At 36.4% G+C, this 242-nt stretch carries 1 protein-coding gene; it reads right to left on the reverse strand.

From position 1 onward, the window contains the following. A partial coding sequence (locus SB658_RS26985; protein WP_410603582.1) for an Imm3 family immunity protein occupies nucleotides 1–242 on the reverse strand: 242 nt, incomplete at both ends.

The following is a 242-nucleotide window of genomic DNA, read 5'->3' on the forward strand; positions in this document are numbered from 1 at the left end:
TTCCTCTACTGTCAATTCACCTTCTGCCTCTTGAAGATTAAACATACTTAGCCTCTTTGTTATACCTTTAATACGCCCAACAAAAACCATATGATGATTGACTGCTATTTCTCCTATGGCAGTATCAACGATAACATCTTCAATCTTTCCTAAATTATCAAATTCATCCGCTAGTTTTGCTATAGCATATCGATACCCTCTCTCTTCATCTAATAATTCTTCATACGCCTCCCGAATTGCAT

Origin of the sequence: Bacillus sp. SIMBA_008 (assembly GCF_046535495.1) — a bacterium.
Lineage (GTDB): Bacteria > Bacillota > Bacilli > Bacillales > Bacillaceae > Bacillus > Bacillus subtilis.